Origin of the sequence: Bacteroides acidifaciens (assembly GCF_024623065.1) — a bacterium.
Lineage (GTDB): Bacteria > Bacteroidota > Bacteroidia > Bacteroidales > Bacteroidaceae > Bacteroides > Bacteroides acidifaciens.
Window position 1 is genome coordinate 40,272 of record NZ_JANJZR010000004.1, and the last position, 26,166, is coordinate 66,437.

The 26,166-nt window shown below is 44.1% G+C and carries 20 protein-coding genes; 9 read left to right on the plus strand and 11 right to left on the minus strand.

From position 1 onward, the window contains the following. Nucleotides 1-75: 75 nt before the first annotated feature. Nucleotides 76-2,265: a glutamine synthetase III family protein gene (locus tag NSB03_RS01825; RefSeq protein WP_135034776.1), complete on the minus strand. Its 2,190-nt coding sequence runs from the start codon at nucleotides 2,263-2,265 to the stop codon at nucleotides 76-78. 556 nt (nucleotides 2,266-2,821) lie between these two features. Between NSB03_RS01825 and NSB03_RS01830 the strand changes: the two genes are divergently transcribed. Both NSB03_RS01830 and NSB03_RS01835 read left to right on the plus strand, forming a co-directional pair. Then, the gene (locus tag NSB03_RS01830) at nucleotides 2,822-2,968 is read left to right on the plus strand and encodes a hypothetical protein (protein WP_162222339.1); all 147 of its coding nucleotides are present in this window, start codon (nucleotides 2,822-2,824) and stop codon (nucleotides 2,966-2,968) included. Nucleotides 2,969-3,051: 83 nt separating this feature from the next. Next, on the plus strand, nucleotides 3,052-5,241 hold the full coding sequence (locus NSB03_RS01835; protein WP_162222338.1) for a DUF5686 family protein: 2,190 nt from the start codon (nucleotides 3,052-3,054) through the stop codon (nucleotides 5,239-5,241). Nucleotides 5,242-5,297: 56 nt separating this feature from the next. Here the strand turns inward: NSB03_RS01835 and NSB03_RS01840 are convergent, their stop codons facing one another. The 7 genes from NSB03_RS01840 to NSB03_RS01870 form a co-directional block, all read right to left on the minus strand. Beyond that, nucleotides 5,298-6,773: a thioredoxin family protein gene (locus tag NSB03_RS01840; RefSeq protein WP_162222337.1), complete on the minus strand. Its 1,476-nt coding sequence runs from the start codon at nucleotides 6,771-6,773 to the stop codon at nucleotides 5,298-5,300. A gap of 20 nt (nucleotides 6,774-6,793) precedes the next feature. Further along, nucleotides 6,794-7,855, minus strand: coding sequence for an FISUMP domain-containing protein (locus NSB03_RS01845; protein ID WP_159102118.1), 1,062 nt, complete (start codon nucleotides 7,853-7,855; stop codon nucleotides 6,794-6,796). A 23-nt stretch (nucleotides 7,856-7,878) separates the two neighbouring features. Further along, complete coding sequence (locus tag NSB03_RS01850) at nucleotides 7,879-8,907, minus strand: hypothetical protein (RefSeq protein WP_136013494.1); 1,029 nt, start codon at nucleotides 8,905-8,907, stop codon at nucleotides 7,879-7,881. A gap of 35 nt (nucleotides 8,908-8,942) precedes the next feature. Beyond that, entirely contained in the window at nucleotides 8,943-10,526 is a 1,584-nt protein-coding gene (locus tag NSB03_RS01855) for a RagB/SusD family nutrient uptake outer membrane protein (protein WP_162222336.1), read from the minus strand. Between the two features lie 12 nt (nucleotides 10,527-10,538). Continuing rightward, complete coding sequence (locus NSB03_RS01860) at nucleotides 10,539-14,132, minus strand: SusC/RagA family TonB-linked outer membrane protein (RefSeq protein WP_257466177.1); 3,594 nt, start codon at nucleotides 14,130-14,132, stop codon at nucleotides 10,539-10,541. 7 nt (nucleotides 14,133-14,139) lie between these two features. Beyond that, on the minus strand, nucleotides 14,140-15,276 hold the full coding sequence (locus NSB03_RS01865) for a FecR family protein (protein WP_024986299.1): 1,137 nt from the start codon (nucleotides 15,274-15,276) through the stop codon (nucleotides 14,140-14,142). Nucleotides 15,277-15,553: 277 nt separating this feature from the next. Beyond that, nucleotides 15,554-16,117: a sigma-70 family RNA polymerase sigma factor gene (locus tag NSB03_RS01870; protein WP_024986298.1), complete on the minus strand. Its 564-nt coding sequence runs from the start codon at nucleotides 16,115-16,117 to the stop codon at nucleotides 15,554-15,556. Nucleotides 16,118-16,384: 267 nt separating this feature from the next. Here NSB03_RS01870 and rpsA point away from each other — a divergent pair, with 267 nt between their 5' ends. The 6 genes from rpsA to NSB03_RS01900 all read left to right on the plus strand — a co-directional run bounded on the left by rpsA (nucleotide 16,385) and on the right by NSB03_RS01900 (nucleotide 22,486). Continuing rightward, nucleotides 16,385-18,184 (plus strand): 30S ribosomal protein S1, encoded by a 1,800-nt coding sequence (gene rpsA, locus NSB03_RS01875; RefSeq protein ID WP_065537920.1) that lies wholly within the window; start codon nucleotides 16,385-16,387, stop codon nucleotides 18,182-18,184. 332 nt (nucleotides 18,185-18,516) lie between these two features. Then, nucleotides 18,517-19,455, plus strand: a complete 939-nt coding sequence (locus NSB03_RS01880) for a ribonuclease Z (RefSeq protein WP_024986297.1) — start codon at nucleotides 18,517-18,519, stop codon at nucleotides 19,453-19,455. Continuing rightward, a complete protein-coding gene (locus tag NSB03_RS01885) occupies nucleotides 19,445-20,989 on the plus strand; it encodes a L,D-transpeptidase family protein (protein WP_024986296.1) in 1,545 nt (514 codons plus the stop codon). The genes NSB03_RS01880 and NSB03_RS01885 overlap by 11 nt, the downstream gene beginning before the upstream one ends. 25 nt (nucleotides 20,990-21,014) lie before the next feature. Continuing rightward, nucleotides 21,015-21,566: an RNA polymerase sigma factor gene (locus NSB03_RS01890; RefSeq protein ID WP_257466178.1), complete on the plus strand. Its 552-nt coding sequence runs from the start codon at nucleotides 21,015-21,017 to the stop codon at nucleotides 21,564-21,566. Between the two features lie 47 nt (nucleotides 21,567-21,613). Continuing rightward, entirely contained in the window at nucleotides 21,614-21,991 is a 378-nt protein-coding gene (locus NSB03_RS01895) for a hypothetical protein (protein ID WP_024986295.1), read from the plus strand. 27 nt (nucleotides 21,992-22,018) lie between these two features. Then, nucleotides 22,019-22,486 (plus strand): hypothetical protein, encoded by a 468-nt coding sequence (locus tag NSB03_RS01900; protein WP_024986294.1) that lies wholly within the window; start codon nucleotides 22,019-22,021, stop codon nucleotides 22,484-22,486. Nucleotides 22,487-22,591: 105 nt separating this feature from the next. Here the strand turns inward: NSB03_RS01900 and mazG are convergent, their stop codons facing one another. Next, nucleotides 22,592-23,380, minus strand: coding sequence for a nucleoside triphosphate pyrophosphohydrolase (mazG, locus tag NSB03_RS01905; RefSeq protein ID WP_024986293.1), 789 nt, complete (start codon nucleotides 23,378-23,380; stop codon nucleotides 22,592-22,594). A gap of 435 nt (nucleotides 23,381-23,815) precedes the next feature. Between mazG and NSB03_RS01910 the strand changes: the two genes are divergently transcribed. Beyond that, nucleotides 23,816-24,670 carry an Rpn family recombination-promoting nuclease/putative transposase gene (locus NSB03_RS01910; protein WP_024986292.1) on the plus strand — a complete coding sequence of 285 codons (855 nt, stop codon included), beginning with the start codon at nucleotides 23,816-23,818 and terminating at the stop codon, nucleotides 24,668-24,670. A 173-nt stretch (nucleotides 24,671-24,843) separates the two neighbouring features. On the opposite strand, the gene NSB03_RS01915 is transcribed toward NSB03_RS01910, so the two are convergent. Together NSB03_RS01915 and NSB03_RS01920 are read right to left on the minus strand one after the other, a co-directional pair. Continuing rightward, on the minus strand, nucleotides 24,844-25,608 hold the full coding sequence (locus tag NSB03_RS01915) for a zinc ribbon domain-containing protein (protein ID WP_257466179.1): 765 nt from the start codon (nucleotides 25,606-25,608) through the stop codon (nucleotides 24,844-24,846). A gap of 11 nt (nucleotides 25,609-25,619) precedes the next feature. Beyond that, nucleotides 25,620-26,126, minus strand: coding sequence for a hypothetical protein (locus tag NSB03_RS01920; protein ID WP_257466180.1), 507 nt, complete (start codon nucleotides 26,124-26,126; stop codon nucleotides 25,620-25,622). Nucleotides 26,127-26,166: the final 40 nt, after the last annotated feature.

Sequence of the window (26,166 nt, forward strand, 5' to 3'; positions counted from 1 at the left end):
AAAAAATGAGAAAATGAACGAATCTATAAAAAGATTGCACAAAAGTGGGAGCTTTCGTGCAATCTTGAAGACATTTTATTTGGTAAATAACAGTTCCCTGTATTTGGGTAACGGCCATATTTCGTCGTCCACTTCCATCTCCAGATGATCGATGTGGTCGCGGATTTGATCGAGGTATGGACGTACTTTTTCTTCGTAGGCAAACGCTCTTTCCTTATAGTTCTCCAGATGGTTGGCAACTTTTCGTGCTTCGGTCATTTCGCGAACCAGTACTTTGATGGAAGTCACCCGGTGTGAAATCTCACGAATCAGTTCTTTGCGGTCGGCACTCAGCACTTCGTATTCTTCGGCAGGGAATATTTCTTTCAGTCCGCGAAGATTTTCGAGCAACCGGTTCTGATAGGCAACGGCAGTCGGCACGATGTGGTTAATGGCGAGGTCGCCCAATACACGGCCTTCGATTTGCACCTTCATGGTATACTTTTCCAGTTCCACTTCCAGGCGGCTGTTCAACTCTGTCTCGTTGAAGATACGTTCACCGATAAGTACAGCTTTGGATTGGTTGTCAACGTAGTGCATCAGGGCTTCCGGTACGTGGCAGATGTTAGTCAGTCCGCGGCGTGCGGCTTCCTGTTTCCACTGTTCTGAGTAACCGTCGCCTTCAAAGCGAATCGGTTCGGAGGCGATAATCGTTTCTTTCAGCAAGCGGAAGATGGCTTCGTCTTTGCCTACTCCTTCTTCCATCAGCTTTTCTACCGATGCGCGGAATTCGTTCAACTGGTTTGCCATGGCAGCATTGATTGCAATCATAGAAGCGGCACAGTTGGAAGAAGAACCTGCGGCACGGAATTCGAAACGGTTTCCGGTGAATGCGAAAGGAGAGGTGCGGTTACGGTCGGTAGTATCCAGCAGGATTTCGGGGATACGTCCGATACCTAACTTCAGGGTGGTTTTTGCTTCCGGTGTCATTTTCTCGTTACCTACCTGGCGGACAATTTCGTCGAGAGTGGACGAGAGTTGTGAGCCCAGGAAACAGGAAAGAATGGCGGGAGGAGCTTCGTTGGCTCCCAAACGGTAGCTGTTGCTGGCGCTCATGATGGAGGCACGCAGTAAATCCTGGTTTTTATAAACCATCATTAAGACGTTTACCAGGAAAGTAAGGAATAGCATATTTCCTTTCGGATTCTTTCCGGGCGCGAACAGGTTGATGCCGGTGTCGGTGCAGAGCGACCAGTTGTTGTGCTTGCCCGAACCGTTTACTCCGCTGTATGGTTTCTCGTGCAGGAGTACATTGAAGTGATGTTTCCTTGCGATACGTTTCATCAAATCCATGACAAGCTGGTTGTGGTCGTTCGCCAGGTTGCAGTTTTCGAAGATAGGGGCCAACTCAAATTGGTTGGGGGCTACTTCGTTATGACGGGTTTTGGCGGGAATTCCCAGTTTGTGACACTCAATTTCGAGTTCTTTCATAAATGCGGTGACACGTGGAGGGATGGAGCCGAAATAGTGGTCTTCCAATTGTTGGTCTTTGGCAGAAGAGTGTCCCATCAGTGTCCGTCCTGTCAGGCAGAGGTCGGGGCGTGCATTATATAAGGAAGAGTCGACTAGAAAATATTCCTGTTCCCATCCTAAATTGGTATATACGCGGGTGATGTTCTTGTCGAATAGTTGGCAGACTTCCGTTGCTGCTTTATCTACAGCGGCAAGTGCTTTCAATAAGGGAGTTTTGTAATCCAGCGCTTCACCCGTGTAAGAAATGAAGATAGTGGGGATACAAAGAGTAGTATCTACTACGAATGCTGGTGAAGAAACATCCCAGGCTGTATATCCTCGTGCTTCGAACGTGTTGCGGATACCGCCGTTAGGGAAAGAAGAGGCATCCGGCTCTTGCTGGATCAGCAGTTTTCCGGAGAAGCGTTCGATTACTCCGCCGTCTTCGCCGAATTCGATAAAACCGTCATGTTTCTCGGCTGTTCCGTCTGTCAGAGGCTGGAACCAGTGTGTGTAGTGAGTGACGTTGAGCGACTTGGCCCAACTTTTCATGCCGTTAGCAATCAAGTCTGCTATTTCGCGGCTGATAGGTGTCCCTTTTTCGATAGCATCGGTTACAGCTTTATAGGCTTCTTTAGGAAGATACTCTTGCATCTTCTTGCGGTCGAACACGTGGCTACCATAATAATCAGAGAGTTTGTTGGAAGGAGCAGTTACTTCCAGAGGTTTCCGGTTGGAAAGCTCTTGTAAGGCATAAAAACGCATTTTTGACATAAATGGTCTAATTTTTATCGGTTGATGGCGCAAAATTATATGTTTTTTCTGAAAGTACCCCTATTTTGAAGGGGGTATTTTAAGAAATTGATGTATTTTTTTTGAAGATACCCCCTCTGCTGATTCTCCAACTAACCCAGCTATCCCTCTATGTGTATTTTGGGATTTCCCCTCCGACTCCCCCGTTATCGGGGGAGAGCAACCTTTCAGAAGGAGGAGAAGCTATGCAGAGCACTTGCGAAACTTCAGTAACAAGAATAAAGAAACAACTAGTCAATCATTACCTGAGAAGTACAGGTTCTCTTTGTCCCATATATTGTGGGAAAGTATTCCCTGTTAATTGGGAAAAGATTCCCTATTAGTTGGGAATAAATTCCCATAATATGAGGGAATACTTTCCCACAATATGTGGGACAATCGGAACTAGTTTATCTCTTTTTTACTTACTTTCATAAGAAAATATAGGCACTGACTAAATGAACTGAATGATCGGAGCGTGAGAGCAAACGTTTGCCCTCACTCTGCTATCATACTTGCCCTAACAGCGGAAAACACCATGAATAAAGGGATTGAGAGGAAATATGAGGGCATGAGGGCAAAAATGAAAAAAAACTTTTATGGGAGAATTACAAAAGCTTCTCTAGTAGGGGCGGAATTCTCAACTGATGTATTCATGACTGAACCGTTCTTAGTTGAACGGTGAAATATAAATTTTAGTAGCTTAATCCCATTGCTTTTCGATATTCTTTTTTATATTTGCCTGCGTTAATGGAGGAGATACGATAATTGAGAGATAAAATATTGATAGGATGCATATTGTGTCTGTTCTCTTTTATTCCAAAGGGGGCAGCCAATAATTATATAATGAATCCTTATACTCGTCAGGAGATCTCCGTCGATTCCATCATTGAGCGTGTGATGACTTTTGCGCCTTTGTATGAAACAATAGTCAGTGACTATCGCGCGAACCTATATATAAAAGGTAGGATGGATATTCAGAAAAAGAATTTTATTCTCCGTTATGTGCCTTCTATGTTTCGTTTGCAAAAAGGAGTTCGCGAATATCTGCTTGAAACATACAGTGACCTCCATTATACGGCTCCCAATATTTATGACCAGAAAGTGAAAGCCTCCCAAGGAACAGTGAGGGGAAACAGGGGATTACCGGGTTTGCTCGAATACTTTAACGTAAATATCTACTCTTCTTCTTTGCTGAACGATGAACGCTTGTTGTCGCCGCTGGCTAAAAACGGACAGAAATATTATAAATACCGGATAGACAGCGTGATGGGAGATCCTAATAATCTGAATTATCGGGTCCGCTTTATTCCCCGTACCAAGAGCGATCAGTTGGTAGGTGGATATATGGTAGTTAGCAGCAATGTCTGGAGTGTGCGTGAGATTCGTTTTTCCGGAAGGTCGGAATTGATAACGTTTACCTGCCGGATAAAAATGGGAGATGTCGGCAAGAAAAACGAATTCTTGCCGGTACGTTATGACGTAGAGGCTCTTTTTAAATTTCTCGGAAATGAGGTGGATGGTAATTATACCGCGTCTTTAGACTATAAATCCATCGAGTTGAAAGAAATAAAGGTGCGTAAGAAAGAAAAGAGGAAATATAATCTTTCGGAATCTTTCTCCTTGCAGTGCGATACGAATGCCTATAAGACGGATGCCTCTACCTTTGCTATCTTGCGCCCGATTCCTTTGAATGAGAATGAGAAGAAACTATATTCCGACTATGCGCTTAGACGTGACACGGCTACCATACAAAAGCCATCCAAGAGTCAGACCTTTTGGGGAACAATCGGTGATTTGATGATGGAAGATTATAAATTCAATTTGTCTAATATCGGAAGCGTACGGTTCTCTCCCTTTATAAACCCGCTTTTATTCAGTTATAGCGGAAGTAACGGTTTGTCTTATCGGCAGGATTTCCGCTATAACCGTCTTTTCAGAGGGGATAAAGTGCTTCGTATTGTACCTAAGCTCGGATATAACTTTACACGTAAGGAGTTCTATTGGTCGTTGAATGCCGACTTTGAATACTGGCCGCAGAAACGGGGATTCTTCCGGTTGAATGTGGGGAATGGTAACCGCATTTATAGTAGTAAGGTGCTGGATGAACTGAAAGCTATGCCGGACAGCATCTTTGATTTCAATTTAATTCACCTTGATTATTTCAAGGACTTGTATTTTAATCTCCGCCATACAGTTGAGGTGGTTAATGGACTGGATGTCGGGCTGGGTTTCTCTGCCCATAGAAGAACCGCCGTAGAGCCTTCCCGTTTTGTGATAACCGGTGATTATCCGATGCCGCCTCCGGAATTTATGGATAAATTCAAGAACACTTATATCAGTTTCGCCCCCCGTATCCGAGTGGAATGGACACCGGGACTCTATTATTATATGAATGGAAAGCGAAAGATTAACCTGCGTTCCATCTATCCAACCTTCTCGGTCGATTATGAACGGGGAATAAAAGGAGTATTTAAAAGTACGGGCGAATATGAAAGAATAGAGTTTGACCTTCAGCATCAAATCCGGATGGGATTGATGCGTAATATTTATTATCGTTTCGGATTCGGAGCATTCACTAACCAGGATGAGTTGTATTTTGTGGACTTTGCCAATTTCTCCCGTCATAATCTTCCCGTAGGCTGGAATGATGAAATCGGCGGAGTATTTCAGGTGCTTGACTCACGTTGGTATAACTCCTCCCGCCGTTATGTGCGGGGGCATTTCACCTACGAAGCTCCGTTCCTTATTCTCCGGCATCTGATGAAGTATACCCGTTATGTGCAAAATGAGCGTATATATGTCAGTGCGCTTTGTATGCCGCATCTTCAGCCTTATATGGAAGTCGGATATGGCATCGGTACGCATGTTTTCGATGTGGGAGTTTTTGTGAGCAGCGAAAACTGGAAATTCGGAAGAATAGGCTGTAAGCTCACGTTTGAGTTGTTCAACCGATAGTGTTTCTGTATCTGTGGGTAGTGAGTTTTGACATACCACCCACAGATACAGAAAGATTAGTCATTGTGTTTTACAGACTTTGCCCATTCCAGTAATTTCTCCGTACTTTGAGCGCCTACCATTCGTTCTACGATGTTGCCTTCGTGGTCTATCATCAGCAGGGTGGGGAAGGCACGCACCTCGTATTTTTTAGCCAGGTCTCTACCTTCGCCTTTCTCCATGTCGATTTTGACATTGATGAAGTGAGCGTTGAAATAGTCGCCTATTTCCGGACGGGTAAATACATTGTTCGCCATCATGCGGCAAGGACCACACCAGGAAGTGTAGCAATCTACAAATATCAGTTTCTTTTCTTCTTTGGCCTTTGTCAATAGGCTGGCGAAAGGAGCGTGCTGGAAGTCGATACCTTGCGAGGTATTCTTTTCGAGTTGCTCAATCAACTCCTTCAGACGTCGTGAAGTCGTTCCTTTCTCCCGTTCCGATGCACGTTGCAAATAGCTGATAAGTTCTTGCTTTTCTGCATCCTTCATGCCCGGCTGGGGGAGGTTCAGTTCAACGAGCGAACGTATTCCCCGGTGGTTGTCCAGGTATTTGCCGTTTTCGTTCAGATATTGCAGAAGGTCGTGCATTTTTCTTTCACCGCGCAGCAGGGCTACGTTGTAAAGAATCTCACAAGCACAGGTGTCGGGCAATGCCGCTTCGCGCATTTCGCCGTGCAGGCGGTTGAGTGCTTCCGCATCGTATTCGGTGCTGCCGGTGGCGTAGCTCAATATCTCCGAACTGAACAAAGAGGTAAGATAGCCGTTGACCTGTTTCTCGCCCACGTTCTTTATGAACAACGGTTTGTTGGCAACCATATACCGGTAGTAGGCGCCCTGGCGATTTTTGTGGAGATGGGCGAATATCCAGTTTTCCGGTTGTGCATATTCCTTTTCCTCCATCATTGCCATATATTCTTTAGCAAGCGATTTGAATAGCGAGTCGGACCCTGCCACTCGAAGCGCTTTCAAGTAGTTGTAAAGGTCTTTCTTGGAGTATTTGCCGCTCTCGTATTTGAGGCGGGTTCCTGCCAGCGACGTTTTCTTGTTGAGCGACAAGTTTACCATTTCTTTAAACTCCGGCAGCTTGCTTCCTCCTTGTATGCGCTGTATTACTTCCCCCTTGTAGTTGAGTATCAGATATTGCGCGAATACGTCTACGCCATACTCTTTTCTTATTTCCTTCCCTTCGGGCGAAGACATATCTACAAACAGGTTGACGAACGTTTTGTCCATGTAGCGGCAAAACTCCTCGTCGCTGAACACAAACTGGTTCATACCCAGGCAGGGAGCCGCCCAGTCTGCATGGCAGTTGACGAATATCAGCTTCTTTTGACGATAAGCATCTTTGCAGGCCTGCTCCAACGAATGTACATAATTCATTTTCACTTCACGGGTTTCGTCTCCGTACATTTCCCGTTGACGGTTTTGTGCGTATCCTGTCCATGAAGCCAGCAAGCACACGGTTAATAAAGTCAATACTTTTAATTTCATATTAAAATAGTTTGTTAAAATTATCTTGCATCTTTTACGCAGCGTACGCTGTAGCACACCGGGCGTCCGTTGCCGTCCAATCGGGTAGTGCCGCGCCATATCATCGGCGAATAGAGAGCTACTTGGCGTATGATACCTTGTCTTACGTTTTCCTGGCTGCTACCTTCGTTGTCGTCCGAATCGGTATTATTGCCGACATGGATGGTAGTCCACTCCTCGTCGGTCCAGAAGTAGCCGCATTCTCCCTGAAGAATGTATTGGTGACCTGAACTCGACCAGGCATTGCAACCGCCCATTTTGGCTTCGAATAGGGCGGAACCGCCTACTTTGATGAAGTCTCCGCAGCCGTCTCCACGCCATGCGTCTGTCTTTTCCAATTCGGAGGCAGGCATACCCAATGTGGTTTCCAGCTTCATCCAGTCTTTGTCCGAAGGTATTCTCCAGCCTTCGGGCACCGCCTTTCTGGCTGCATCCAATGAGTAGAGCAGTCCGTATGCTTTTGAATATTCGCCGTTGGCGGCTTCTGCATCCCTTAAATGCGCTTTGGCTGCTTCTTTGATGAATTGCGGTTTGAGTTTTTCTTTTTCTTCGGATATTTTTTCGTTTAATAGGTTGAAAAATACGGTGTATCTTCTTGTTACTGATAAAACAAGAGATTGTGTATATCCTGCTGCACCATTTTCCAATTTGGTGAGATAACCTCTCATTTTATTGATGTCCATATCCGGTTGTTCTACACTCCAGTCATGATTGGGGCTGTCTAATAAATCGCCATATACTTTGATGAATTGCTGATTGGTAATCGGAATTGTTATTTTATTAAAATCAAAAATCAATTCATCCCAAGTAAAGCATCCTTCGTAAGAACCTTTGTCCAGGTGGTAGGCAAGATTGTCCATCATCCATATCTGGTCGCCTATTTGTACACATCTGTACACGTGTCCGTCGCGTTTGTCCACAAAGTCTTCCACCTGTCCGACTTTGGATGTGTCGAACGAAATAGCATCGTCATTATTGCAGGCACTTACCAATAGAAGTGACAGCATTGACATGAGTATTTTAGTATTTATTATTCTTTTCATAATCATAATTCTTTTGTCAGGTATTAAAATTCGATGCCTAATACATTATTAATATAATTGGCAAGAATTGTGTATTTCTTCACTACTAAGGGAGATTCTCCATAACGTCTTAGAAACTCTTCGCTACCGATTTCGAGCATTTGATCTATGTAATAAGCTATATCTTCGTCGACTTTTTCCGGAGAATTTGAGTGGTCGAGACTCTTGCTGTAATTACCGCAAATGAATCCGAACCGACCTATTTGTTGAAATACAATCGTACGTTCTTTTTCAAAATCTTCAACGGAATTTATTCCTGTTTTGAATCCCCACATTATATATTCTTCACACGTACCTTCTTTATAGAGAACTGTGGGGCCCCAGTAAGTTCCAGGGTGTTCCCTTCCCCATTTACAACCCAATTCTGCTACCCATTCTTTACCATAATATTTGTTTTTATCGGAAACTTCGCCGAATTGGCTGATGATATCCGCGTTTGCCATCACTTTAGCTTTTACCATACTAAGCAGGATTGACGGAATTGTCTCTATAGACATATTGGGAACTTTGGGGATTACAAGTGTGCGGAAACCGAACCAGAATTCGGGCTTTTCAATTGTATTTTTATTTAGGTCTTTTATAGTTAACATACTTGGCAGGAAGATGGAAAAGGGGCGCATCGGCTTGGAAGATTGTTCCAGAAACACTTCTATAAACTCCAGTCCTTTCATTTGGAGTTCCGGGTCGGTATAATAATCGACAGTGTACTGGATTGCTCGATTAGTGTGCGAAGAGAAACTCCAGTTCAGGTCGAGGGTTTCATAACGGTAGACAGGTTTTCCATCGTTATCGTTGTAGATAAATGTCTTTGATATAGTATCATTGAAAAACACGGGAATCCCATATTTCTGAAAAATCAGGTAACGACGATGCTGTATAGGGTCGTCAGGGTTGTCTTCAATTACATATGGAGAGGAAAAATCAATTTTGTTTTCCAGTATCTCTGTGTCGTCGCACGCTATTAGCAGGACAGACAGTAAGAAAAGGCTGTATATGATATGTACGTATTTCATAATTCTATGCTGTTTTTAATGAAAGACTGTTGATGTTATTGTTCGGGTGTCTCCGTTTCTTCTTCGGTGTCGGCTTTCAGTGGCTCTCTGCTGTCGCGGGGGTTGTCCTCCATCGGTACATTATCGAATTGGATGACAGATTCCGGCAGGGCAAACGTGTAGGCCTTGTCGTTTTTCTCCAAACGGAATATCTGTGTATGAGATACTCCCTTGTTGCCACAGACGTGATATACATGGATGATTTCTTTGGAGTAAGGATAAGACTCACATACTGCATATCGCCGCAAGTCGAACCAGCGATGCCCCTCAAAGCAGAGTTCTTTCCGACGTTCGTCGCGTATCTGGGTTACCAATTCTTCGCCGGTGTAGCTTTGTGGAGTGTACCCTTCGATGCGTTGTTTGCGAAGGGCGTTCAGCGTTTGATTGGCTTCCTCTGCTTTCCCTTGTATGGCGCAGGCTTCCGCTTTGTTCAGATAGGCTTCTGCCATTCGGAGGGTGAATACATCGGAGATATGAGAAACCATACTTCCTTTTTCGTATTTATTTTTCATAATGATGCTGTCGCCGGTTGCCAATAGCTTACCGAAGAAGCAGTCGCGGCGGCAGTCGTTTTCGTCATACATATCATACAACTCTTTTGTTACGCAGAAATCACCCGGTCTTGCCATGAAAACAAGGTCGGTGACGAGCGAGTTGTGTCCTTGTGAGAAGAGAATCTCCGGATTGTCTTCTGTCAGGAAGGCCTTGTCAGAAGTAAAGGCTTGGATGGAACTCAGTGTAGCTGCTGTGCTTCTCATCACCTCGTCCGCCTCTTTTTCTGCCTTTTCCCACTCTTGCATATACAGATAGACACGACTGAGCAACAGTCCTACAGATTCCATCGATGCACGGTGCAGGCGGTGGTGGTCGGCTTGGGGACTACGGGTCAGACACTCTTTTGCTTGGAGCAGGTCGGCGATGATTTGGGCATATACTTCCTTGAGTGTAGCCCGGTGAAACTGTGTGTCCTTGTTTTTATCGTGTTCAACGTAAGGAGTCAGTTTCAGAGGTACGCAGAGTTTGGTGTTGCAGGTGGCCGGTGTATATGCATCGCCGTAGAGATTGGCAAGCATGAAATAGAATTGGGCGCGCAGGAAGTAGGCTTCGCCGTGTATTCTTATGTAGGCAGAGAGTTCGTCGTCTGTTTCGTGCGGCAGTTGTGTGATTTCATCTAAAAGGATGTTTATCACATTGATTCGGTTATACAAATCATTCCATGTCGCATTATCGTTCCGAAAGTAAGAAGCGTCGAAGTTGCTTCCTATGCGTAGCTGCCATGCATAAATTCCGTATATGGAAGAGAGACAGGTACCCCAGGTTTTGCTGGTTTCGTCACCAATGCTTCCGGTGTTGACATCATCGTCCAGTATGTTGAGGAAACCGGCAGTCCGGTGAATGGTAGGTCCTTCGGACATCGCTTTACTTTTGATGTATACGCCTCCTAATAATACTTCGTCAAGGTCGTACACCGTTTTGGCTACTATCATCGTTTGGGAGTAGGCACTGAGGAAGTCGCTGCAAGAGGTTCCCGTCAGGATAGTGGCAAGTGTTAGGGTAATTGTATATAATATTTTTTTCATATTCATCCGTTTTTAAAATGATATGTTGATGTTAAATGTATATGAAGGACGAGTTGACATACTTACTCCGGCGAAACCGGCTTGCGTCGGGTCTTGGCCGTCCAGTTTCTTGGATGCGATGGTAAACACATTCGTGGTAGACAGGCTCATGCGCAACGCTTTGATGAAGGTTTCTTTTAACTGTTCGGGACGGAAATCGTAAGAGAATACCAGATTGCTTAGTTGCAGATAGTTGCCCGATACAACTCGCAGGTCGGAATTATCGTACATACTCCAAGTATTGCCGGCAAAAGCAGGAATCTTTTCGGTTACTTTGGCAGATGCCGTAAGACACCAGTGCGACATGGTTGATTCGTAATTCGGGTCACTGGGGCTTAGCAACACGGGAATATTGGTATGTTTTTCATCTCCCGGCTTCATCCAACGGTTTAAGAACTCTTTGCGTACGTTTTTGTCCGAAGAGATACCTTTTGAAATGGGGCCGTAGAGATTGAACAGTCGTATTTTGCTGCCGATGCGGTAGTTGAAACTCAGATTGGCAGACAGTTGCTTCCATTTCAGGGTGGTGTAGAACGAACCGGTCAGTTTCGGGTCGCGATTGCCACTGGTGGTCATTACAAGGGGAATAACGTCTGCTAATTTCTTGTTGGCAAGCAGATGGCGGCGGTCGCGATAATCTTCAAACATCGGGATACCGGTGTTGGGGTTCAGCCCCAAGTACTTGTAAGAGTAGAATGTACCTATTGCTTGTCCGTTTACTATTGCCGTTCCGCTGAGGTAATCGTCAAGGCTGAAATTCTCGTTAGTGCCCGAGCGTACCGTGTTGTCTGCCCACGAATAGCCTGTCGACAAGTACAGCGACCAGTCTTTGGTACGTATCGGATAGCCGGAGATGTAGAACGAGTATCCTTTGTTGTCAATCGTACCGTTGTTCATCTGGTAAGACGATATTCCGTTTACAGTAGAGATATTGATGGAAGAGAAGGCATCGGTAGTATGTTTGAACCATACGTCACCGCTCAGAGTCAGCCGTCTTTCAAACAAGGAAAGTTCCAGTCCGAGGTTTGTTGTACCGGTTTGTTCCCAGCGCAGGTTCGGGTTGGGGAAGGCCACTACTTCAGAAATGTACTGTCCGTAATAACCATCCATAGTACCTTGTTTGATAAGCATATTTGCCGTCTGGTTATCGAGCATATTTCCGGTTTTACCGTACGAGAAACGGATGTCGAAAAGATCCAGCCAGTCGCATTTGTTCAACATGGTTTCTTTCACATTCAGACGTCCGGACGCCGACCATACGGGAAGGAACTTTTCGTTGCTCCGGCTACCGAATTTGTTGGAGGCGTCGAAACGTCCGTTCATTCCCACAGTGAAGAAGTTCTTGTATTCGTAGGCAAGTGTGAGGTAACCGCTGATGGTGTTGGTCTTGGCGGCGGTTATCTGCCGGTGTCCTTTGGCGAGCCAGTTTTTATAATACGGGAAGTCGTCGAGGTCGGCACCTTCCATAGTGGCATATTGCATACCGCGTTTTTGGTACAAGCCGCGTGTTTCGTCGGCAATGGCATTCGACCGGTAGGCACTGGCTTCATATCCCAATGTAGCGGTGATGAGGCTGGTGTTTTCCGAGTCGAGGAAACGGTGGAAGTTGGCTTGCAGACGTCCGGTGATGCTTTCGGTGATGGTGTTTGTCGTGTTGTACACACCGCCGTAAGGCAATTCACATACACCCGATTCGCCGGTTTGGGGGATGTCTTTTGCTTCGCCGTTTTTCAGAATGGCTACGTAATTGGTGTTTTCGCCGAACCATACAGACTGCGCGGTCGAGCTACGGCTGTAGGAACCTCCTGCCGTGAAATCAATCATGTCAAGCAGATTGTACTTCACTTCTCCGCTTGCGTTGAATGTGTTGCCGGAATAATCACTGGAGGTATTCTCCATTTCGTTCAGTATGTTGTAGTTGTACTGATTGTTGGCCTTTTTATTTTCACCCACGCTGTAGCCGTGTTTCTGATGATAGAACAGTGAACCGTCGGGGTTGTAGGCAGGCAGGGCACGCGTGGTTTCGTAAGCATATTGCAATGCGTTTACCTCGCCCGGAAGGTGGTTCTTCTTTTGGATGTTGGCGTTGATGCGGAAGTTGGTGCGCAGTTGCTTGCTGATGTTCGTGGTCAGGTTGAGGGCGGTGGTATAGCGTTCGGTATATTCGGTGTTTACCGTACCGTTTTCGCGCGTATAACCTACGGAGCTATAGTAGCGTGTGGATTCCGTACCGCCGGAGAGGCTCACCGTGTGCGAGTGCGTCACGGCATTGCGGCACATGAGGTCGAACCAGTCGGTGTTGGCCGTTTCGTAGTTTTTCACTTCGTTGAGGAACTGCTCGTAGGAGATGACTCCTGTCTGAAAGCGGTGGAAAGCACCCTCGTATCCCACCATCGTCATGTATTGTGGAAATACGTAATGCAGGTCGCATAGGTCTTTACCGAACTGCATACGTTCTTGGGAGTTCATCAGGTTGATGTTCTTGTCCGAGTAATGGGGGCGTACCACCAGTTTGGTCTGGTTGGAGTAACGTATCACGGGCGTGCCTACGTGTCCTTTCTTCGTAGTCACCACAATTACACCGTTGGCGGCGCGCGTACCATACAGTGCCGTTGCCGCAGCGTCTTTCAGTACGTCGATGCGCTCGATGTCCTGCGGGTTGATACCACTGATGGCGTTACCTATGTAGTTGATGTAGTCGGGGTCGTTCAACTGCTCGATGCTGACGTTGACGGGGTCTTGAAGGATGAAACCGTCCAATACCCACAACGGCTCGCGGTTGCCCACAAGGGTCGACGTTCCACGTACACGCAGACGTGCTGTAGCACCCACGTTGCCCGAGTTCTGCGAAAACAGAAGGTCGGGGATGCGTCCCTCTAAGGCTTGGTCGATGGTGGTCATGTCAGGCATCAGTACGTCGTCCATCTTCACAGAACTGATGGCGGCGGTTGTCTTGCGGCGGTCGATGGTCTGATAGCCCGTCACCACTACTTCGTTGATGTTTTGGGCGTCGTCTTCCATCTTGATTCTTAAGGTATTTCCTTTCCAGGTGACTACCTGCCGCTTCATACCGATGTACGACACTACGAGCTGGATGTCTTTATTGCCGAACGATTCCAGAGCAAACCGTCCGTCGAGGTCGGTCGTCGTGCCGTGCAAAGTCCCTTTTTCCTGAATTGCCGCGCCGATAATCGGTTCGCCCTGGGCATCTACCACCACGCCGGTGATGTCTTTCATCCCTTTCTTCTTTTTGATGATGATATTCTTGTTATCCTCTATTTCAAAAGTCAGCATACTGCCCGTCAAACTGTAGGCAATAACCTTCGAGATAGCTACATTCTGAAAATCATAATCCTTTCTAGGCAGTGTGCTGATGGCGGAGTTGCTGTAGATAAATCCGACATTCGCCTGTTCTTTGATTTTGTCGAATACATTCCGCAAGGAAGCGTTTTTCAACTGAACGGTTACGTTCTTGTCTGCCTGCGCCCTGCCTTCCATGACAGAGCCGCATAATAGTATCAGAAGGCATAGCCATCTGATACCGCAAAATCTGGTTCTTTCTTTCATAAAGTACTCATTTGTGGTTAATTTTATTTTCCGAAATAATTATAGTGTTGTTCTTCTTGATTTGTATCTGAAGTTCGTTCATCTTGCGGATGGTCTGCGCCAGTTTGTTGAACGTTTCATATTTGTCCATATTCATCGTGATGTGGAAATCGCGGGCGGCAACGTCGGTAAACGAGACGTCCATATCGTACCATCGCGCCAGTTTTTTCACGATTTGGTGGATGGGGCGGTCTTCAAATATCCAGCGGTTGTGGTGCCAAGCGGTGCATTCGGCGATATTGGCGGCGGCTATCTTCACCTCTTCTCCCTCTCCGGCGCTGATGATACCCATGTGTCCCGTGGGCAACTCCTGGCTTATTCCCTGTGGAGTCCGCAGTTCGGCTTTGCCGTTCACTAACGTGATTTGGGTCTCCCGCTCGTCGGGATAGGCTTCCACGTTGATTTCCGTTCCTCTCACCACGATGTCAACATCGGTGGAGTGGATGTGGAAAGGATGCAGGCTGTCTTTATGGACAACGAAATAGGCTTCACCGGACACTGCCAGCCGGCGGTTGTGGCACGAGAAGTCTACGGGAATGGTCAGCGATGACTCCGGCCCCAAGTGGATAAACGTGCCGTCCTCCATCTGAATCTTGTATTCGCCGCCACGGGGCACGATGATTTTCCGGTCCGGTGCGGCACTTAATTGCGCCCGGTTCTGCGCCGGTGGTAGGTCGAGAATGTAGCGGGCGTAATTCAGCACCTCCCCCTTCAGGATATACGTAGAATCTACCGTTTGGAGAAAAGCCTTCGAACAGCCCGAGTGAATAAGGGTTTCGCGGTTCAGCAAATAAAAACCACTGCCCAACAGCAGGCAAATCATGGCCGCTACGGCTATCCACTTGCGGAAAGAGGTGGTCAGTGGGCGTACATATCCTATTTTATAATATAGTTTCTGCCATTCCTCTTGCTGCTTTCTCTCATTTCTGTCCAGTACGGCTTGCGTCAGAAACTCTTCGGATAATATTTGTTCGATAAAGGCCTGATGCTCTTCTGCCGCATCGGCCCATTCCTGTAGCTTTATCTTTTCTTCCGGAGTGATGCTGCCGGTTATCTCTTTCAGCAGATACTTCTTTACCTCTTCCAATTCTTGTTGTAATGCCATATGGGTCGTCTTTTTATATAATACGACCGAACTCCGCTTTTGTGTAATGGCAAACTGAAACTTTTTTTTATTCCGGTGGAAATTTCTTTTCACTCCGTTGCCTGTGAGAACTTGTTTCGTCGGGCACGATTGTTTCGTTCCACTACAGTTTCCCGTTCGTTTCACTATAGTGTTCCGTTTGCCCTGCTATAGTAGAACGCAAAACGTGTGGCAGGAAAAAACAATCCTCTTTCTTATAATTACATTAATATATATACAGCAGCAAAAGGCAGGGAGACTATCGGAAGGAGAGAATAAACAGCAGGAAGTCTTTCAGGCGTTTCCTCATATAATGGTTGGCATTGTTGATGTGTTTCTTCACTGTATTGATAGAGATGTTGAACTCCTCTGCTATCTCTTTATACGATTTTCCGTTGAGGCAGGCGGCATACACGCGGCGCGAAGCATCCGGCAAATCGTCGAATACCTGGTTGACCGCCTGGTAGATTTCGGCTTTTATGATTTTGTAACTGATTTCGGGTTCTGTCATTGCGTTTTCGCTCGACAACTTCTGGGAGTATTCCCTTACCACGTTGTTGTGCTTGATGTAATCCAGAATGCTCCGGTAAAGCCCTTGAAATAAATATTGCTTGAAGGTAGCTTCGTTGATGCGGTTCTCTTTTCTCTCCCATATTTTCAGCCAAAGGTCTTGGATTAGGTCGCAAACCACCTCCTCATCCGCAATATAATGCATCCCGAAATATTTCAGTTGTCTGAAATATAAGTTGTATTGCTGCTGAAATATGTGCGCATCTGCTAAATTTATCCAATGAACGGTTTCTTTATTCCATATGGATTTCATTGTTAAGACTATTTTTTTTAAATTGCATCAAAAGTACATTCTTTAATTTTCTTAGTTATATTATATTTCAATTTTTAAGTATTATTGGCAAATAAGTAAGAGAATGAAGATGTGTCGCCGGGAAAGCCGGTGCAAAAAAAAAGAGATACAACTATCTTTTATTCAGCCATTTTTTTTGTCGGTCAAGAAAATATTTCTACCTTTGCGCCCGATTTATAGATAATATAATGTCTTATTTAATTAAAGTATTAAACAATTTTATTATTAATGGAAAACTTAAAGAACGTAGCTCCTATTGAAGATTTCAACTGGGATGCTTATGAAAATGGCGAAACAGTAACCAACGTTAGCCACGATGAACTAGAAAAAGCTTACGACGGTACGCTTAACAAAGTAAACGACCGTGAGGTTGTTGACGGAACCGTAATCGCAATGAACAAGCGTGAAGTAGTTGTGAACATCGGTTACAAATCAGACGGTATCATCCCTTTGAATGAATTCCGTTACAATCCTGACCTGAAAGTAGGTGACACTGTAGAAGTATACATCGAAAACCAGGAAGACAAAAAAGGACAGCTCGTTCTGTCACACAGAAAAGCCCGCGCTACTCGTTCTTGGGATCGCGTTAACGCTGCTCTGGAAAATGAAGAAATTATCAAGGGTTACATCAAGTGCCGCACGAAGGGTGGTATGATCGTTGACGTATTCGGAATCGAAGCATTCTTGCCGGGTTCTCAAATCGACGTTAAACCGATCCGCGACTATGATGTATTCGTTGGCAAAACAATGGAATTCAAAGTGGTTAAAATCAACCAGGAATTCAAAAACGTTGTTGTATCTCACAAGGCTCTTATCGAAGCTGAACTGGAACAACAGAAGAAAGAAATCATCGGTAAACTCGAAAAAGGACAAGTTCTTGAAGGAACTGTTAAAAATATCACATCCTACGGTGTATTCATCGACCTTGGTGGCGTAGACGGTTTGATCCACATCACTGACCTTTCTTGGGGACGTGTTAGCGATCCGAAAGAAGTGGTTGAACTGGATCAGAAGCTCAACGTTGTTATCCTTGACTTCGATGACGAAAAGAAACGTATCGCTCTTGGCTTGAAGCAACTGACTCCGCACCCATGGGATGCTCTTGATACTGACTTGAAGGTTGGTGACAAGGTGAAAGGTAAAGTGGTTGTTATGGCTGACTACGGTGCATTCATCGAAATCGCTGCCGGCGTAGAAGGTTTGATCCACGTTTCAGAAATGTCTTGGAGCCAACACCTGCGTTCTGCACAAGATTTCATGAAGGTAGGCGACGAAGTGGAAGCTGTTGTTCTTACACTTGACCGCGAAGAACGTAAGATGTCTTTGGGTATCAAACAACTGAAACAAGATCCATGGGAAACAATCGAAGAGAAGTATCCTGTAGGTTCTAAGCATACTGCAAAAGTACGTAACTTCACTAACTTCGGTGTATTCGTAGAAATCGAAGAAGGTGTAGACGGCTTGATCCACATCTCTGACCTTTCTTGGACTAAGAAAGTAAAACACCCGTCAGAATTTACTCAGATTGGTGCTGACATCGAAGTTCAGGTATTGGAAATCGACAAAGAAAACCGTCGTTTGAGCCTTGGACACAAACAACTCGAAGAAAATCCTTGGGATGTATTCGAAACTGTATTCACTGTAGGTTCTGTACACGAAGGTACTATCATCGAAATGTTGGATAAGGGTGCTGTTGTAGCTCTTCCTTACGGTGTAGAAGGTTTCGCAACTCCGAAACACCTTGTAAAAGAAGACGGCTCACAAGCACAGTTGGATGAGAAACTTGAATTCAAAGTGATCGAGTTCAACAAAGACGCTAAGAGAATCATCTTGTCTCACAGCCGTATCTTCGAAGATGTAGCTAAAGCTGAAGAAAGAGCAGAAAAGAAAGCTGCTTCTGGCGCAAAGAAAGCATCTTCTAGTAAGAGAGAAGATTCTCCGATGATCCAAAACCAAGCTGCTTCAACTACGCTGGGCGACATCGATGCTCTGGCTGCATTGAAAGAACAGTTGGAAGGAAAGAAATAATCTGAACAGAATATTTTCTGATGAAGGCGTTCCCAAACGGGGGCGCCTTTTTTTATTCACCACAGAGGACGCAGAGGATACAGAGGGTAGGGAGGACATAGAGAAGGTAAGAAGGGTAAGGAGGATATGGGGAATACAGAGGATGTGAAGGATTGATTTAGCAAACTAACGATGGCGATATATTTATTTATATAAATCTACCCTCTTCTTCTCCTCCGCATCCTCTCCATATCCTCCTTACCCTCTGTGTCCTCCGTGTCCTCTGTGGTGAATAGAAAAAAAAGTTTCTTCCTTTGCAAGATTGAATCTGAAATGCTTTATCTTTGCATACCATGGAAAAATTTGAGTTATATATATTGGGATGCGGTTCCGCTTTGCCTACCACGCGACATTTTGCGACCTCTCAAGTCGTAAACCTGCGTGAAAAACTATTTATGATTGATTGTGGCGAGGGAGCACAAATGCAGTTACGCCGTTCGCGACTGAAATTTTCCCGATTGAATCATATCTTCATCTCTCATCTACATGGTGACCATTGTTTCGGATTGTTGGGGCTGATCTCTACATTCGGATTATTAGGAAGAACAGCTGATTTGCATATTCATTCTCCACGAGGACTGGAAGAACTGTTTGCCCCGATGCTTGCTTTCTTTTGCAAGACTTTGACTTATAAGGTGCTCTTCCATGAATTCGAAACGAAAGAGCCGATGCTTGTCTACGATGACCGTTCGGTGACCGTAACCACCATCCCTTTAAAACATCGAATTCCCTGCTGCGGTTTCCTTTTTGAAGAAAAACAATGTCCCAATCATATTATCAGGGATATGGTAGACTTTTATAAAGTTCCTGTCTATGAGTTGAACCGTATCAAGAACGGAGCGGATTTTGTAACTCCCGAAGGAGAAGTAATACCCAATTTGCGTCTGACCCGCCCTTCGGCTCCAGCTCGTAAATATGCTTATTGCTCCGATACAATTTATCGCCCGTCGCTTGCCGAACAAATCTGCAATGTAGATTTGCTTTTCCATGAGGCTACCTTTGCGCAGACAGAGCAGGCACGTGCCAAGGAAACTTATCATACTACGGCTGCGCAAGCCGCACAACTTGCTTTGGACGCAAACGTGAAACAATTGGTGATCGGACACTTTTCAGCCCGTTACGAGGATGAATCTATTCTATTTGATGAAGCGTCCGCCATTTTCCCGCGAACTATTTTAGCGAAAGAGAATATGTGTATTGACATTGATGGAGGAACTGTATATGAGAAATAGACGCCTGCTTTGGGGAGCGGTAATCCTGTTCGTCGTTTGTTTGGCAGCTTGTAAGAAAGAGAAACCCCAATCTCTGATACCAGATTCGCTGGCTTTCCTGCAAGAGCTGTTCAACCCTGCTTATCAAATAGATGCCGACAGTATTCGTCTGATGATTCGTTCTTATTTGAATGAAAACCCCGTAACTCCTTGGGATTCGGCTTTGCTGGCTCATTATCGGGAAAAGGATGAATTTTTCTGGTTGAATGACTCGCTTGTGTTCGATAAACCTGCCACACAGGTGGCAGACTCTATGTTGTTCTGGTTGGGAGACATCTCCCGGCATGGTATTAACCCGAATCTTTATCCTGTCAATAGCATCCGTGAGAGATTGCAACAGATACGTTCTTTGAAGTTGCAGAAAGGAAAAACAATGAACCGTCTGTTGGCAGATGTGGAATATCAGTTGACAGCCGCATATCTTTCGTATGTGTGTCAGTTGAAGTTTGGTTTCTTGCCTTCGGAACGCAGATGGAATGATTCGATCAATCGTATTCCTTTAAAACATTGTGATGTTACTTTTGCAAATGCTGCTCTCGATTCATTGCGTGCAAATCCAATTGCTGCTTTTCACAGAGCACAACCTTCTTCTCCGCTTTATCGCAAGATGCAGGAAGAACTGGAACGTGTGAATGCTTGGGGGAAGACAGATACTACGGATTATTACCGCAACCGCCTATTGGTAAACATGGAACGCGCACGCTGGCAATATGCTTTGGAGAAAGGAAAGAAATATATAGTAGCCAATGTAGCGGCATTTATGTTACAAGCTATCAATGAAGAGACGGATTCAATCTTGGAAATGCGTATCTGCGTGGGAAGCGTGAAGAATAAAACACCCTTGCTGTCGAGCAGAATCTACTATATGGAACTGAATCCATATTGGAATGTCCCTCAAAGTATTATCCGTAAAGAGATTATCCCTACCTATCGCAGAGATACGACCTATTTTACCCGCAACCGCATGAAGGTATATGATAATAAGACCGGTCTGCAAGTAGACCCTCATAGTATCAGATGGGCTAAGTATGCAGGAAGAGGCGTGCCTTATACTGTAAAGCAGGATAATAAGACAGGAAACTCATTGGGACGCATCATCTTCCGTTTCCCCAATCCTCACTCTGTCTATTTGCATGACACTCCTTCCCGTTGGGCTTTCACACGCAAGAACCGGGCGGTAAGTCATGGCTGTGTACGTCTTCAAAAAGCACTCGACTTTGCTTTCTTCCTGTTGAAAGAGCCGGATGAATTGTTGGAAGACCGTATCCGCATTGCAATGGATATCAAACCGGTGAGTGAAGAGGGAAAGAAGCTGTCTAACAGTGCGACCTACAACGAACTGAAACATTATAGTTTAGAGAAATATATACCTTTATTTATAGATTATCAGACAGTTTATTTGTCTGCCGATAATAATTTAAGGTATTGTGAGGACATTTATAAATATGATTCGTCTTTATTGAAGGCAATGGACGACCTGAATTTGAAACCATAAATAAACATACAGATAACGAGAGATTATGACCCTTTATAACGAACGCGAAGTTCTGAAACTTCTTCAAGAGGAGAGTACCCAGCGGCAAGGATTCGAGATGATTGTGGCGCAGTATAGCGAACAATTGTATTGGCAAATCCGTCGGATGGTACTGTCGCATGAGGATGCGAACGATCTGCTGCAAAACACTTTTATCAAGGCATGGACAAATATCGATTATTTCCGTGCCGAGGCGAAGCTGTCTACCTGGCTCTATCGCATCGCGCTGAATGAATGTCTTACCTTTCTAAACAAACAACGTGCCATGACTACCGTAGCTATCGACGACCCGGAAGCAATGGCTGTACAGAAACTGGAAAGTGACTCCTACTTTTCGGGAGACGAAATACAGTTGTGTTTGCAGAAAGCTCTATTGACTTTGCCGGAAAAACAGCGTATGGTGTTCAACCTGAAATATTATCAGGAAATGAAATACGAAGAGATGTCGGAAATCTTCGGCACAACGGTTGGTGCGCTCAAAGCGTCATATCATCATGCGGTGAAGAAAATAGAGAAGTTTTTAGAAGAAATAGATTAAACCTTTTAAATTGGACGTTGTCTAAGTAAAAGAGAGGAGAAAAACGTATGAAAGAAGAAGATACCCTATTGAAGAAGCTTGGTAAGGAAAATTCCTTCAAAGTGCCTGATGGCTACTTTGAAAATCTGACTTCGGAGGTAATGAATAAACTTCCTGAAAAAGAAAAAGTTGTTTTTGAGGAAGAATCTGTCAGCACATGGACAAGACTGAAACCATTGCTCTATCTCGCCGCTATGTTTGTGGGTGCGGCCCTGATTATCCGGGTAGCGTCGACAGAACACAAACCTGCTGCGGTCGATGAAGTGGCGGTGACGGAGGTAGATACTGAAGTTGTATCGGACGAAATGCTGGATGTGGCACTAGACCGTGCCATGCTGGATGATTATTCGTTATATGTTTATTTGAGTGACGCAAGTGTAGAATGATTTATTAAAATTGATTGAATACAGAAAATGAGAAAAGTAATCGCATTAGTCGTTTTGTTGTGTGGCTTTATGCCTGTTCTTTGGGCTGCTGACAGATGTGATCAGCATTTATCCCGGGAGGAGTTCAGGGCAAAACAAAAGGAATTCATTATCGAACAGGCTGGATTGAGTAACAAGGAGGCTGCTAAGTTTTTTCCCGTCTATTTTGAACTTCAGGATAAGAAGAAGAAGCTGAATGATGAATCGTGGGATTTGATGCGCAAAGGTAAAGATGATAAGACGACGGAAGCTCAATATGCCGAAATCAACGATAAGATAGCCGACAATCGTATTGCTGCCGACCAACTTGATAAGACTTATCTGGGTAAGTTCAAGAAGATTCTTTCAAGTAAGAAGATATTTCTCGTGCAGCGTGCAGAAATGCGCTTCCACCGGGAGATGATAAAAGGGATGAATCGTGGCAAGGATAAAGGAAACGATTCGAAGAAGAAATAAAGAAAAACAGAGCGTCTATTTATGAATCAGATGCTCTGTTTGATTTAATAAAGGCTCTACTCGCACAGAATAGAGCCTCCATTAAATCAATGTTACTCATAGGTCTTACAGTCCTTTTTTCTTTGCTTCATTCCAAATAGCATCCATCTCTTCGAGAGACATATCTTTCAGGCTTTTTCCTTCCTTGATAGTATGTTCCTCCAAATAATTGAAGCGACGGATAAACTTTTGATTGGTAAGTTCCAAAGCATTATCAGGATTGATCTTGTAGAGACGCCCTGCATTGATAAGACTAAACATGACGTCACCGAATTCAGCCTCCGCCTTGTCCTTGTCCATATTAGCTACTTCATCCTGAAATTCTCCGATTTCTTCCTTCACTTTATTCCATACCTGTTCACGCTCTTCCCAGTCGAAACCTACATTACGGGCTTTGTCTTGAATACGATAAGCCTTGATGAGCGAGGGGAGGGCAGTAGGTACACCGCTCAAGACACTCTTATTGCCGTCTTTCTCCTTTAGCTTCAACTGTTCCCAATTCTCGGAAACTTGTCCTGCCGTTTCCGCCTTTACTTCTCCGAATACATGGGGGTGACGGAAAATCAGTTTGTCGCACAGCTTGTCGCAAACATCTTTGATATCGAAATCTCCTGTTTCCGAACCTATCTTGGCGTAGAAAGCAACGTGCAGCAATACGTCTCCTAATTCTTTGCAAATATCCTTTTTGTCATCTCTCATCAGGGCGTCGCAAAGTTCGTAAGTCTCTTCTATGGTGTTTGGACGCAGACTTTCGTTGGTCTGTTTGCGGTCCCAGGGACATTTAACACGCAGTTCGTCGAGGATATCCAAGAAGCGTCCGAAGGCTTCCATCTGTTCTTGTCTGGTATGTGACATAAATCTGTTTTTTATTAAGGTTTTCGTATAATCTGTCCATGATTAGCATCTATTTATATGCAAATATACGTCAATTGCACCATAAAAGTGCAGAAAAACATAGTTTTCTGCACTTTTGTTGTGCAATAGAACTCTCGTTGCATGATATATTTGGGGAAATGAGGAGGATTCGGACAGCCTGAAAAATAGTCTGTATAACCACAGAAAACCGTATGGATGATGAATGACAGGGGGATGTAGCAAGGGATAATCTTTACCTGGTTATTTTCGTCCCTCTGTTAAAATAATCTTTTTTCTGTTTGATTTTATCTGATTATTGCTACTTTTGTACATAACGCCTTGGAAAGGTTATTAAGGCATTTCAAAGGGAGGTCCATATATTGGTTATACGAAGGAGCGGGGTTGGAATTTCAAACTATAAAAATGGAAAAAGACATGGGAATAGAAGGAATACAGGATAAATATGTGAATCCATATACCGATTTCGGATTCAAGTTGCTTTTTGGTACAGCAATGAATAAGGAATTGTTGATTAGTTTTTTAAATGCACTCTTATTTAAGGAGGAGGTAATCAAGGATGTCACTTATCTAAATGCGGAACATCTTGGAACGCAGGAATATGACCGTCGGGCCGTATTTGATGTCTATTGTGAGAATGAGAAGGGTGAGAAGTTCCTGGTTGAGATGCAGCGTGGCGAGCAGCAGTTCTTCAAGGACCGCAGTGTCTTTTATTCCACTTTCCCTATTCGTGAACAGGCTAAACGTGGGGAATGGGATTATGAGTTGAAGGCTGTCTATGTGGTGGGTATCCTGAATTTCTCCTTTGACAATTCTGATGAGGAGTATTTCCATCATGAGGTGAAGCTTGTAGACCTTTATACCCACAAGGTTTTCTATGACAAGCTTACCTTTGTCTATCTTGAAATGCCTAAATTCAATAAGACCGAGGATGAGTTGGAGAGCATGTTTGACAAGTGGTTGTTTGTTCTGCGTAATCTTGCCTCTCTGCTTGAACGTCCGAGAGCATTGCAGAACAGAGTTTTTGACCGCCTTTTTGAAACTGCGGAAATTGCAAAGTTTACCAAGACTGAACTGAGTGAGTACTGGGACAGTTTGAAAAATTTCCGTGACTGGTATAGTGTCATATCTACGGCGGAAAAGAAAGGTAGGGAAGAAGGAGAGAAAAAGAAAGCCATAGAAGTAGCCCGTTACTTAAAATCATCAGCAACTTCAATAGAGTTAATTATCGGAGCAACCGGCCTATCTAAAGAGGAAATAGAAATTCTATAGTGTGAATCTTGAATATGTTATTTTTCGTATCATCTGTCCATGATTGGCATTTATTTATATGTAAATATTCACCAATTGTAAAACAAAAGTGCAGGAATTATGGTTTTCTGCACTTTTGTTTTACAATTGGTGAACTATTATAATAAAATGTTTTCTTGAGAAATTTATTTGGCTCAATCCGCTAATAATTCTGCTTGTATATATAGAACATAGCTGTCTATCCAAAAAACAATAAAAGATACGATTGCATTAGTCATGCTAAATTCATCTTCTGATATTAGAGCGATGGCAGATATACCTATGATTAGAGATGCCAATATTCCCCATCCTAATTTATTTAATAGTCCGTTGAAGTGTCTGATAAATTGGACTCCGATCATGACCAGCACAATAAATGCGACTAATGCGGTGAGAACTAAAATAATTATTCCGAAATCATCATCTTCTTTTATTAGATCTGAGAATAAAGTAGAAATGTATATCAGGACAGTGATTATAATATTGGTTATTAATAAACCACTCATGGGTCTGGTTTGTTGTTTCATCCCTATGTATAAGGCGTAAGCAAATATTATATCGACCAAGCCAGACAAAAAGTCAGCCACCCATTCTGGAATATAGGTTGCCCACTGCATGATTTGTAGCCATTTTTGTGGATTGGTAAGGTGGCATACTCCACTTTGATGTGACATTGAAATGAATGTTGCAATGACTCCTGTCCAAAATAGGATTAGGACAAAGTCAGAAATGGGAGTTTTTAAATGATTCACTTCTGTTTTATGATTGTTTGAATCCCCTTGAAAGGGTATTTCTGTGGTGGCTTGATTGTGTGTATTGGCAACAGAGTCTTCCAACCATTCTCCGCAGTGTCTGCATTTCTTTGCAGTTGCTTGTATCTCTTCCCCACAGAAAGGGCATTGTTTGGTATTATTTATCATGTTTTCAAGTTTTATTTTATTCTTATCAGTTTAATAACTCCATCTGACGCATCGAACGACATATTGTCTCCTTTAATATTCACATTCTGGTAACAGTCTTCGTTGTTTTCGTTTTCTGAATACCAATTATAGAGCTGTTCTTTCAATTCTTCTATTGATTCTTGAATGAGTGATTGCCCATAGTTTTTAATAAAACTTTGTGCAAGAGATTCGGATAATCTATCTGCGCCCAGGTAACTAATATCCTCAAAAGTGACTTTTAGAGTCGACAGGTCGTAAGTGAAATAGATGTCGCCGGCCAGTATTTCCCATGTACCTTTAATAACACTTTTGTATTGCGCTTTATATTCTTGTCCGTCCTCAACTTCTCCACGTTCAGTGAAGTAGGTTGTCTCTTTTAAATCTCCTCCGGAAGTATCTCCTTTCACAGGACCAAACTCATAATAGGTTTTCTCTTTGCATCCGTCTTCTTCGACTATGCGGATGCTTTCCCATGTGCCGCACGCTTTTTTTGCCATTTCCATATCGTTGCATGAGGTGCAGAAAATACACAAAAGA

Coding starts and splice junctions, on each gene's coding strand:
- NSB03_RS01825 (WP_135034776.1), bottom strand. CDS start 2,265: ATGTCAAAAATGCGTTTTTATGCCTTACAAGAGCTTTCCAACCGGAAA.
- NSB03_RS01920 (WP_257466180.1), bottom strand. CDS start 26,126: ATGGCAAAAAAAGCGTGCGGCACATGGGAAAGCATCCGCATAGTCGAA.
- NSB03_RS01900 (WP_024986294.1), top strand. CDS start 22,019: ATGAGAAAAGTAATCGCATTAGTCGTTTTGTTGTGTGGCTTTATGCCT.
- NSB03_RS01845 (WP_159102118.1), bottom strand. CDS start 7,855: ATGAAAAGAATAATAAATACTAAAATACTCATGTCAATGCTGTCACTT.
- mazG (WP_024986293.1), bottom strand. CDS start 23,380: ATGTCACATACCAGACAAGAACAGATGGAAGCCTTCGGACGCTTCTTG.
- rpsA (WP_065537920.1), top strand. CDS start 16,385: ATGGAAAACTTAAAGAACGTAGCTCCTATTGAAGATTTCAACTGGGAT.
- NSB03_RS01895 (WP_024986295.1), top strand. CDS start 21,614: ATGAAAGAAGAAGATACCCTATTGAAGAAGCTTGGTAAGGAAAATTCC.
- NSB03_RS01915 (WP_257466179.1), bottom strand. CDS start 25,608: ATGATAAATAATACCAAACAATGCCCTTTCTGTGGGGAAGAGATACAA.
- NSB03_RS01910 (WP_024986292.1), top strand. CDS start 23,816: ATGGGAATAGAAGGAATACAGGATAAATATGTGAATCCATATACCGAT.
- NSB03_RS01880 (WP_024986297.1), top strand. CDS start 18,517: ATGGAAAAATTTGAGTTATATATATTGGGATGCGGTTCCGCTTTGCCT.
- NSB03_RS01840 (WP_162222337.1), bottom strand. CDS start 6,773: ATGAAATTAAAAGTATTGACTTTATTAACCGTGTGCTTGCTGGCTTCA.
- NSB03_RS01850 (WP_136013494.1), bottom strand. CDS start 8,907: ATGAAATACGTACATATCATATACAGCCTTTTCTTACTGTCTGTCCTG.
- NSB03_RS01885 (WP_024986296.1), top strand. CDS start 19,445: ATGAGAAATAGACGCCTGCTTTGGGGAGCGGTAATCCTGTTCGTCGTT.
- NSB03_RS01860 (WP_257466177.1), bottom strand. CDS start 14,132: ATGAAAGAAAGAACCAGATTTTGCGGTATCAGATGGCTATGCCTTCTG.
- NSB03_RS01830 (WP_162222339.1), top strand. CDS start 2,822: ATGAATAAAGGGATTGAGAGGAAATATGAGGGCATGAGGGCAAAAATG.
- NSB03_RS01855 (WP_162222336.1), bottom strand. CDS start 10,526: ATGAAAAAAATATTATATACAATTACCCTAACACTTGCCACTATCCTG.
- NSB03_RS01865 (WP_024986299.1), bottom strand. CDS start 15,276: ATGGCATTACAACAAGAATTGGAAGAGGTAAAGAAGTATCTGCTGAAA.
- NSB03_RS01890 (WP_257466178.1), top strand. CDS start 21,015: ATGACCCTTTATAACGAACGCGAAGTTCTGAAACTTCTTCAAGAGGAG.
- NSB03_RS01870 (WP_024986298.1), bottom strand. CDS start 16,117: ATGAAATCCATATGGAATAAAGAAACCGTTCATTGGATAAATTTAGCA.